General features: G+C 62.4%; 9 protein-coding genes. 5 read left to right on the forward strand and 4 right to left on the reverse strand.

What is annotated here, in order from left to right:
* Positions 1 to 120 precede the first annotated feature (120 nt).
* Positions 121 to 330, reverse strand: coding sequence for a hypothetical protein (locus MKK60_RS10025; RefSeq protein ID WP_243985448.1), 210 nt, complete (start codon positions 328 to 330; stop codon positions 121 to 123).
* A 55-nt stretch (positions 331 to 385) separates the two neighbouring features.
* On the reverse strand, positions 386 to 688 hold the full coding sequence (locus tag MKK60_RS28590; RefSeq protein ID WP_243985452.1) for a PAS domain-containing protein: 303 nt from the start codon (positions 686 to 688) through the stop codon (positions 386 to 388).
* Between the two features lie 642 nt (positions 689 to 1,330).
* Between MKK60_RS28590 and MKK60_RS10035 the strand changes: the two genes are divergently transcribed.
* The 4 genes from MKK60_RS10035 to MKK60_RS10050 all read left to right on the forward strand — a co-directional run bounded on the left by MKK60_RS10035 (position 1,331) and on the right by MKK60_RS10050 (position 7,594).
* Positions 1,331 to 2,869, forward strand: a complete 1,539-nt coding sequence (locus MKK60_RS10035; RefSeq protein ID WP_243985454.1) for a sensor domain-containing diguanylate cyclase — start codon at positions 1,331 to 1,333, stop codon at positions 2,867 to 2,869.
* A gap of 508 nt (positions 2,870 to 3,377) precedes the next feature.
* The gene (locus tag MKK60_RS10040) at positions 3,378 to 3,575 is read left to right on the forward strand and encodes a methylamine utilization protein (RefSeq protein ID WP_243985456.1); all 198 of its coding nucleotides are present in this window, start codon (positions 3,378 to 3,380) and stop codon (positions 3,573 to 3,575) included.
* A 129-nt stretch (positions 3,576 to 3,704) separates the two neighbouring features.
* A complete protein-coding gene (locus MKK60_RS10045) occupies positions 3,705 to 5,687 on the forward strand; it encodes a PAS domain-containing protein (RefSeq protein ID WP_279604051.1) in 1,983 nt (660 codons plus the stop codon).
* A gap of 116 nt (positions 5,688 to 5,803) precedes the next feature.
* The gene (locus tag MKK60_RS10050; protein ID WP_243985467.1) at positions 5,804 to 7,594 is read left to right on the forward strand and encodes a putative bifunctional diguanylate cyclase/phosphodiesterase; all 1,791 of its coding nucleotides are present in this window, start codon (positions 5,804 to 5,806) and stop codon (positions 7,592 to 7,594) included.
* A gap of 370 nt (positions 7,595 to 7,964) precedes the next feature.
* On the opposite strand, the gene MKK60_RS10055 is transcribed toward MKK60_RS10050, so the two are convergent.
* Both MKK60_RS10055 and MKK60_RS10060 read right to left on the reverse strand, forming a co-directional pair.
* Positions 7,965 to 8,621 carry a cytochrome b/b6 domain-containing protein gene (locus MKK60_RS10055; RefSeq protein ID WP_409567383.1) on the reverse strand — a complete coding sequence of 219 codons (657 nt, stop codon included), beginning with the start codon at positions 8,619 to 8,621 and terminating at the stop codon, positions 7,965 to 7,967.
* Positions 8,622 to 8,799: 178 nt separating this feature from the next.
* Complete coding sequence (locus MKK60_RS10060; protein WP_243985469.1) at positions 8,800 to 9,030, reverse strand: hypothetical protein; 231 nt, start codon at positions 9,028 to 9,030, stop codon at positions 8,800 to 8,802.
* A 507-nt stretch (positions 9,031 to 9,537) separates the two neighbouring features.
* On the opposite strand from MKK60_RS10060, the gene MKK60_RS10065 reads away from it, so the two are divergent.
* Positions 9,538 to 9,814 (forward strand): FAD-dependent monooxygenase (locus tag MKK60_RS10065; RefSeq protein ID WP_243985471.1); only part of this gene is annotated, 277 nt, incomplete at its 3' end.

Consider the following 9,814-nt stretch of genomic DNA (forward strand, 5'->3'; position numbering starts at 1 on the left):
TCGCGCGCAAGCTCGGCGCGGGCGGCGGGCGTCCACATCGGGGTTCCTGGGTGAGCGTCAGACACTCTCCCAACGCCCGCGATGCTCGCCGCTCACCCAATAGCTAAGCTGTTCTGCCCATTATGAAACGGGGTCTAAGAAGGTCGCTGGACACGCGCAAATTTCGTCGCGGTCGGCCGTGCAGGCGGCGACCTCGACTTCGAGCTCCGCCTTCGCGGAACGCAGCATGGCTTCGACACGGTGGTGGTCGGTGACGTCCTGGACGGAGACGTGGAAGCCGTCGACCAGACCTGCGGCGTCCCGGCGCAGCAGGTATTGGATCTCGGCCATGCGGGGACTTCATCTGCGTGCGGCCATTCGAGGTCGAACAGGACGGGTTCCGCGCCTAGGGCCTTGTCCATGCGTGCCCGGCGCGGGCGTATCTTTCCGAACCCAAAAGTTTCCGGACGTCGCGTCCGACCACCTCGGAGGGTGGCGGGAAATACAAGTCCCTACGAGCCTCGTTGGCGAAACGGTAGACGGGGCCGGCGTCGATAAACACGATCAGCACCGGCAGCGTGTCGGCGGTCAGGCGGAGTTCGCGCTCGTTGGCTTCCGCGGGTAGTCCGGCATACTTGCGAACGGTAATGTCGTTGAAGAAGACCGCTACGTGATGGTTGCGGGACTCGCCTACCCAGTGCGCGCGCACGTCGAACCAGCGTCCGAACGCGGCGGCGTAATTCTTGAAATAGACCAGCTGACCGGTCGCGGCAACGCGACCGTAGCTGTCGAACCAGTGCCGCTCGAAGTCCAGAGCGAATGCGGCGCCCCACTGCCCGGCGAGGTCAGCGCCGGTCTGCCTCGTAAAGACCGGATTTGTTATATGAAAAGGTAGTAGACCGTGCGTCCATCCGTGCCGAAACGAAGCCCGAGTGAGGATCGCCTCTGCCCGGGGTTCGGCATGTCGCCAACCTTAACGGGCGTATCAATTCATGCCCACGAATAGCACGAAAGGAACGATGTCACGAACGTACGAACCCGTGACGACTTCAGACTGGTTCAAGCGGCGTAAGCCGGACTCAATCTGCATGAAGGCGCACCCCATCGCATCCGCCGAGGCAAGGTCCGAGTTCCCGGTCAGCTCCACCCGGGATTCGATCGCTACGGCTATACGCTGTATCACACGCATGAAACGATTTATGGCGGCGATAGACGCCCGGACGCAGTTGGTTCCGACAAGACGGCGTTAAGAACCTTGTGGTTAAGTACCTCGCGTTTTGACGGATGATATCCCGCGTAAGATATTCGGACGGCATACACCCGGCAACGATAAGTCTCAGGGTGCCCGCCCATGGTCCTGCAACCTAGTTTCGCACGACTGCTCCGCTCTGCACGTGCGTGGATCGCGCTTGGCATTCTCGCGCCGATTGGAATGCTCATCGTGTCCGCGTTGATGCTGCTAGAACTACAGCAGGACGCATGGGACAGGGTGGAAGTAACGTCGAAGAACCTCCTTCAGGTCATTGAGCGCGACATCAACAGGAACGTTGAAATCATCGATCTCACCCTCCAAGCCGTCCAGGAGAACCTGCGCACGCCCGGGATCGAAGCGGTGAGCCCGGAGATGCGACAGCTCGTCCTGTTCGACCGGGCGTCGACGGCCCGGGACATTGGCGTCCTGCTTGTCATCGACGAGCACGGCGCGATCGGCATTGACAGCGGCGCCTTACCGCCGCGCAAGGGCAACTATGCCGATCGCGAGTATTTCCGCATTCATAGGAAAAGTGCCGGCCTGGGGTTGCTCATTGGGCGGCCGCTTGTCTCACGCCTGACCGGCGAGCGAATGATACCCTTCAGCCGCCGCATCTCAAAGCCTGATGGATCCTTCGGTGGCGTCGTGCTCGGTACCTTGAAGCTCGACTACTTCAGCCACCTTTTCGAGCAGCTCGGACTCGGGCGCGATGGCGCGATCAACCTTTACCTGCGAGACGGCACGCGCATCATGCGCCATCCCTACGAAGGGACGGACATCGGGGAGAACATCTCCGACGCCCCCACGTTCAGGCGCTTTGCGAGCGAGCGTGCTGGCAGCTTCGTCGGCACTTCGGTGCGCGATGGGGTGGTACGACACTATGCATTCACCCAAGTAGGCGACCTGCCGCTCATACTGAACGTCGCCCTCGCCGCCAGGGACATCGAGGTGGGCTGGCGCGCCAAGGCGTCCGTCATCGGCATCGCGGTGCTGGTGCTGTGCGGCCTGACCGCCTTCCTCTCTCTCGCGTTCGGGCGGGAAATGCGTCGCCGCGACTCCTTGCAGGTCGAGCTCGCCAGATTGTCGTGCACCGACACCCTGACCGGCTTGGCGAACCGCCGCCGTTTCGACGAGGTGTTTGCAACGGCTCGGGACGGAGCCCTTCGGACCGGCAAGCCGCTGTCGCTGCTGGCTCTCGACGCGGACCACTTCAAGCGCATCAACGACCGGTACGGCCATTCGGTTGGCGACGAAGTGCTCAAGCGCCTTGCCGACTGTTTGTCGGCCAGCGTGCGTCGTCCCGACGACCTCGTGGCGCGTATCGGCGGCGAGGAGTTCGTGGTGCTGCTGCCCGATACCGATGCCGATGGCGCGAGGCGCCTCGCCGCCAGGGTCCACGAAGCAGTCTCGACCATGTCGATCGCGACTGCCGGTATCGGCGCTGGCGCGATCACGGTAAGCATCGGCCTTGCATCCGGGGCCACCGTCGCCGGCGAACCGCCCGAAGCGCTTTACCGAGCAGCGGATGCAGCCCTCTACGAAGCCAAGGCTAGAGGGCGCAATCAAACCCAATGCGCACGGGAAACCATCGCCTCCGTCCGAACGAGCAAAAGTTCGCTGCAGCGGATGCGAGCCTGATTGAGGGTGTGGCACACCTGAGATGGCATGATGGATCACAGGCGGATCTCATTCGAAACACCATCACGAACGGTTCGCGCGTGGTGCCACCGCCATGAGGAGCGTGCGGGTGCGGGATCGAAGGGCGCCGGGACGTCAGGGCAGCGCAGGGGGGGCTGCGCTGGTGCCTCGCCGCCTTGACCGCGGGCCAGGGCGGGCGACCCCAGAAGGCGTCAACGTGCGCCGTCGGACCGTACGTCTCTCCCAGGCGTTCCTCGCCGCTTGACGGCGGCGCCGGGGATCGGCGTTCGGGACGACTAACTTCCAACAAGTGGCGCTAGACGTCACTTCCGCTTGGGTTGTGTTTATTGTGGCTTGCAATCTCAGATATCAGATTACCCTCGCTGGATCTGTTGTGCTGGTCGCATCATTGCTTGCACTAAGTCCCGCACAGGCCAGCCTAACTAATGTAATTCGCATCGTGCTTCAGAAGGGGCGGCACTACGATCCCACCGACCTATTCTTGCGCATGGGCGATACGATCACCCTCATCAACAGCGACGAGACCGCCGTACATCACGCTTTCATCGACGCCGACCGGTTCGTGTTCGACGCAGGCGATCAGGAGCCGGGCATGCAGGCGACATTGATCCTAAGGGTACCTGGCGACTTCATCATTCAGTGCGGCATCCATCCGAAGATGAAACTCACGCTCCACGTGCAATAGCTCGCTACCGGGGCGCGTGCGTGACTTAGAGAAATTGTGATGGGTGCGATCAAGTGTCCTATCGGCCTTATTAAGCTAACTTAAATAGACGTCACATATGCGCTTTGCGTGCCATGGTGGCATTTGGAGATGTCTGCGGTGCCGCTCTTCGACGCCGACCTACGCGCCCTGATGGCAGCCCTCGACAGATCCCGTGCGCGGATCGAGTTCACCCCTGGCGGAACGGTACTGACTGCTAACACCCTGTTCCTCGATTTGATGGACTACACCCTCACGGAGGTGAAGGGACAGCATCACGCCCTGTTCGTCCCGGTCGCCGAACGTGAGAGCGATGCGTATCGGGCGTTCTGGGCCGCCCTGGGTCGCGGCGAAGCGCAGACTTGCGAGTTCCAGCGCGTCGCCAAGGGTGGTCGGAGCGTATGGATTCAGGCGACGTACAATCCCGTGCTCGACCGCGTCGGACGGGTCACCAAGGTCGTCAAATTCGCCACCGACATCACAGCACAAGTGTTGCGCACCATCGATCACGATGGACAGCTCGATGCCCTGCACCGGTCGCAGGCGGTGATCGAGTTCGCCCTTGACGGCACGATCCTGACCGCCAATCAGAACTTCCTTGACGCCGTTGGCTATCGCCTGGACGAGGTACAGGGATGCCACCACAGCCTGTTCGTCGATGTGGCAGAGCAGACCGGCGCGGCATACCGCGCCTTCTGGGAGCGCCTCGGGCAAGGCGAGTTCGCCAGCGGCGAGTTCCGACGTATCGCCAAGGGTGGTCGCGAGGTTTGGATCCAGGCGACCTACAACCCGATTCGCGATCGGGACGGCAAACCGGTGAAAGTGGTCAAATTCGCTACGGATGTTACGGCGCAGAAGCTGCAGACTACCGACGCGATGGGTCAGCTCGCCGCAGTCAACCGCTCGCAAGCGGTGATCCAATTCGCCCCTGACGGAACGGTGCTCGATGCCAACGCGAACTTTCTGAAGGCAGTTAGCTACCAGATCGAAGAGATCCGGGGCCGGCACCATTCCATGTTTGTCGAGCCCAGCTACGCCAAGTCACAAGATTATGTAGCTTTCTGGGATCGACTACGTGAGGGTAAGTTCGCGACCGGCATGTTCCAACGGTTCGACAAGAATGGCGGAAAAATCTGGATCCAGGCGAGCTACAACCCAATCTTCGACTCGAATGGTCGGCTGACCAAGATCGTCAAGTACGCTACCGACGTCACCGCCAACATGGAAGCTCGCTCGGTCGCCATAGCGGCCGCCGAGGAGACCATCGACAATGTTCAGGCCGTGACCGACGCCGCCGAGACTATGAATGCCGCCGCGCTGGAAATCTCGCGCAGCATGGCACAATCGAAGGCCGTCGTCGACGACATCCACGGACGCGCCGGCGAAGCCAATGCTGCCACGGAACGCCTGCAGGCTGCCGCCAGCGCGATGGACGGCGTCGGTGCTGTGATCGCAGGTATCGCCCAGCAGATCAATCTGCTGGCTTTGAACGCCACAATCGAGGCCGCACGGGCCGGCGCGGCTGGGAAGGGCTTCGCGGTCGTTGCGACTGAAGTGAAAGATTTGGCCGGTCAGGCGGCTGCAGCCACAACCCGGATCAGCGGAGAGGTTGCCGGCATGCAAGCCGTCTCGTCCGAGGTGGCGGCCAATCTGACGACCATCACCGCGGCGATCGATACGATCAGCGCTCACGTCGACGGGGTCAGTGGCTCGATGGACGAGCAGACGCGTGCGACGGGGGAAATCCTAACCAGCATGCGTCAGGCGGCCAGCGGTGTATCGAGCATCAGCACAAGCCTGGATAATTGGACCGTCGGCATGGAGGAGCGACGTAACGAGCGCCGAACCCGCGTTCTCTTACCGGCTAGCATCCACATGCCTGGCCGCGGTCCGATCACTTGCTCGATCCGCGATCTCTCGGACGGCGGCGCACGGCTCCATGTCCGCATGCACGCTCAGGTTCCGGACCGGTTCGATCTGACCATTGATGCTGACGGGCGACGGTTCAACTGCGAGATCCGGCACCGCTCCGGTACCAACATCAACGTACAATTTCGCTCAGCTATCCCCGATGGCATGATGCGCCTCGCGTGAGGTACAGCAAGTGCGGCCTTCTCGGTCTTTACTCGATGAATCAGGCCGCCCACTGCCCGCTCGTTCCTCCAGATTGTAAAAACCAAACCTGGCTTCCTCTTTTCCGGAACTTGGTCATGTCGCCTCTTGATGAAGCTCAACAGAGCGAAGCCGTGCGGCTCGCGGCGCTGCAGGATCTGCGCTTACTCGATACGCCAGCAAGCGAGAGCTTCGATCGCATCACCCGGATGGCAAGCCAGCTCTTCAACCTTCCAAGCGCGGCTGTATCGTTGACCGATCACGACCGGCAGTGGTTCAAGTCCCGCGTCGGCATCGATGTCGTTTCAATGCCGCGTGAGGGAGCGCCTTGTGCAGAAGTCACCAATACCCGCGATGTTCTCGTGCTCCCCGACATCGCACAAGACCCCGCGTACCGCGATACGCCCCTGGCACAGGCAGGCGCTCGCTTCTACGCAGGAGCCCCACTACTGACCCAAAACGGATTAGCCATCGGGGCGCTCTGCGTCACCGGTGCCGAACCCCGGCAGTTCTCGGCTGCCGATACGGAAATGCTGCGCGATATGGCTGCCATGGTGATGGCGCAGGTCGAGCTGCAGCACGCCCATGGCCGCATCGACCCTCTGAGCGGCTTTCCCAACCGAACCCAGATCGTCGAAGACCTGAACGATCTCGTCCTAACAGACCCAGCGGGTTCGCAGCGTCTGGTCGTCTTCGTGGATCTGGCCTCACCCGACGAGCTCAGCCACACAGCACGGGTGATGGGCGCGACATTCCTCGACGAACTCGTCCGAGAAGCCGCAGGGATCCTGCGCTTAGCCCTGGGGCCGGCGCGCACGGCTTACATGATCGGGGCCAGTCAGATCGCGTTCCTGGCACCGCGGGACGTCGTGGAAGAGGCTTATATCGGCCTACTCGCGTCAATGCTCGCCGCCATCCGAGCGAGGGCCAGCTCGCGCTTCGTCACCACGGTGGCGATTGGTGTGGCCCCCTTTACGCTCGGGGAGACGGACCCCAGTGACGTTCTCCGGCTTGCACATTGTGCTGCCGAAGACGCCCGCCTGACGGACACCAAAGTCAGCCTCTATTCGGCGATGCAAGACGCCGTGCATCGTCGCCGCTTCGATCTCCTGAATGGATTCGGGCAGGCTTTAGAGGAGGCGTCGCAGCTGCATCTAGTGTTCCAGCCTCGGGTCACCCTCGATACGGGACTTTGCCTCGGCGCCGAGGCGCTCCTGCGCTGGACCCACCCAAAGCTTGGCAGCGTTTCGCCTGCCGAGTTCATTCCTCTGATCGAACGAATGGCGCTCGCCAAGCCGACGACCGCCTGGGTACTTGACACAGCCTTGACCCAGCTCGCGGCCTGGCTGTCCCAGGACATGGATCTGGTGCTCTCGGTAAATGTCTCGGCTGGTAACCTGAAGGAGGCGGACTTCGTCGATCGTGTAGTAAGCGTCCTCGCTCGACACAGTGTTCCAGCATACCACCTTGAGCTTGAGATTACGGAAAGCGCCGTGATGGAGGATGCGGCTCATGCCTTGAAGCAGCTGCAGCGGCTCTCCTCCGCCGGTATCCGTCTTGCCATCGACGATTTTGGGACTGGTTACAGTTCCCTTTCCTACCTGCAGGCACTCCCTTTCGACGTCGTGAAGATCGATCGCTCCTTTATCGCCGGCTGTACAGGCGTTGCTCGGCAGCGAAACCTTGTGGCCACAATGATCACGCTGTCCCATGATCTCGGCTATCACGTCGTGGCCGAAGGTGTCGAGACTCAGGAAATAGCCGATCTGATGCTCAGCATGGGATGTGATGAGAGCCAGGGGTACTTCTTCGGACGCCCCATGACACCAGATGTATTCAAATCCTGGTACCACGCAAATCGCGATCAATCCACAAATATTGCCGCATAGCATGGTGGCCGATCATCCATTCCCAACGCAGATAAGAGGCGAGTGGGCACCAGCGTCGCCGAACTGTGCGCGCCATCCTTCGAGGAAGGTCGCAGCGCGCGGGAATAGCGCCTCGTACCGGCGGATCTGCGCGATGCTCCGCTCCGGGTGCTCGTTCCTGTCGCACAGCAGGGCCAGGACGACTAGTTGTGCCTTGATGGCGCGCCCTACGCGGAGCGCCAAATGGTAGCACCACTTCGACCGTCCGTGACATCAGACGAGGCCTGTTTGCGCCGCCCAAGCGACGGCGAGGGGATCCGGCAGCGGGCGCTCCAACGACGATGAGGCTTAGGCACCCTCCTCGAACCTTGCTGAATTCACCTAAGCGACCCTACGCCGATCGCACCAACAGGGCCGCCACGACGAAATGGACCGTCCGCGCCGATTTCCGTCCGTCGAACAGCGTCAGAAGGAACGGGAATACCGCATCCATCGCCGGCGACATCGCCAGCCCCGCCAGCACTTGGACCGGCAGCAGCACGAACAACACGATGGCGTAGGTCAGCTTCTGGATGACGTTGTAGCGCTTGGACTCGTCGCCCTCCGGGAAGCGCAAGGTCAGGTGTTCCCATACCGAGGCGCCGAAGCGGTGGACCTCGTCGCGTTGCGGGATGACGCGGAAGCGCAACTGACCGCTTAACAGGTCATACAACAGGTAGAGGACGCCGTTCAGGACGAAGGCCCAGGCAAAGAAGAAGTGCCAGCTGCGACCGCCGGTGAGATCCTGGTCGCTCGGAAGCGTCAGCCACGACGGGAAGCCACGGTCGGCCTGCTCGCCGTCGCTGCCTGTCGAAGAGCGGAGATAGCCGGTGGTATCGAATGTATGGCCCAGAACCGTCGTGGTGCCCTTCGGCGGGTCGTCCTCGTTCTGGGACATTGCCATGATGGGCTTGTCGAAGGTCGAAACCTTGCCCCAGTATAGGGCCGGATGGGCGTTGAAGATCTGCAGGCCGCTCATCAGGAGGACGGGCAGGCAGAGCGCGTTGATCTAGCGGGTGATTCGGATGAGGACGGGATGCCGGAACATCCAGCGTCGATGCTCGACCTCGCCCGTGTCGGGGGCGGAGCGCGTCAGATGGGTACGGGGCACGAGGGCGACGGGTCCTGGGAAGCGAGGGCGCGGCGGCCGGCCCAAGGGTTGAGCCGCCGCGTTCGTGAACGGCCGCTTACATGCGGTTCATCATGCGCTTCTTCATCATCCGGCGCTTCATCATCTTCTTCCGCATCATGCGCTTCTTCATCATCATGCGTTCGCTGCCGCTCATGCGGACCTGGGTGATGCCGGCCGGGGCGGCCTGGAGGCCGTTCGGTCCCATCGGGGCGGCGGAAGCGGCGCCGGTTCCGAGGGCGAGACCGCCGAGGACCGAGGCGGCGAGCGCGAGGGTTGTGATCTTCATTCGTCGTCTCCTGTACGGGGAAGGGATCCCCAATCGCACGAGGAGGGAAGAGAGGAACTGCGTCGCAAGTTCCTGATTATACGGATAAAATATCGTCGGCCGATGGTGCTTGGGCATGACTTCTGGGGCGCCGAAGCAGGACCTCGCGCCGCGCCCAGGTCGGGCGTACGCGGTCCGGTACGGATGCTCGCACGGAAAGGTTTCATCCATACCCTGGAAAGGCGCGTTCGCTATCCCCGCGAGTGCGACTTACACGGCCTGCTGCGGCAAGCCATGAACTTGCCTGGCATGCGCCGGAGTTGCTTAGCGAAATCCGGTTTCAAGGCTTACGACACCCATGTGCCGGAACCCGCAGGGACGCGAATCGAGGGCTGACGATGCCTTGAAGCCTACACAAAGACGGTCCGCGTCGGCACACGTTCGTCCGTTGGGATCGTCCAGGTTCCTCGGACGGCCGGGGCAACCCGCTCCCGAGTGCAGGGTTGGCTCGGCGGAGGTGGATCCCGCATGGCCCGTCGCATCCTGATCACCGGCGCGAGCATCGCCGGAAACACGGCGGCCTGGTGGCTCGGCCGTCATGGCTTCGACGTCACCGTGGTCGAACGCACGCCCGAGTTCCGCGATGGGGGGCAGAACGTGGATGTCCGCGGCGTCGGTCGCGAGGTTCTGCGTCGCATGGGGCTGGAGCGGATTGCCCTGGAGGAAGGGACGCGCGAGGAGGGCACGGCCTGGGTGGAGGCTTCCGGAGGCGCCGCGGCGCGGTTCGACGTCGCCGGCTTCGAGG

Origin of the sequence: Methylobacterium sp. J-092 (assembly GCF_022829325.1) — a bacterium.
Taxonomy (GTDB): Bacteria; Pseudomonadota; Alphaproteobacteria; order Rhizobiales; family Beijerinckiaceae; genus Methylobacterium.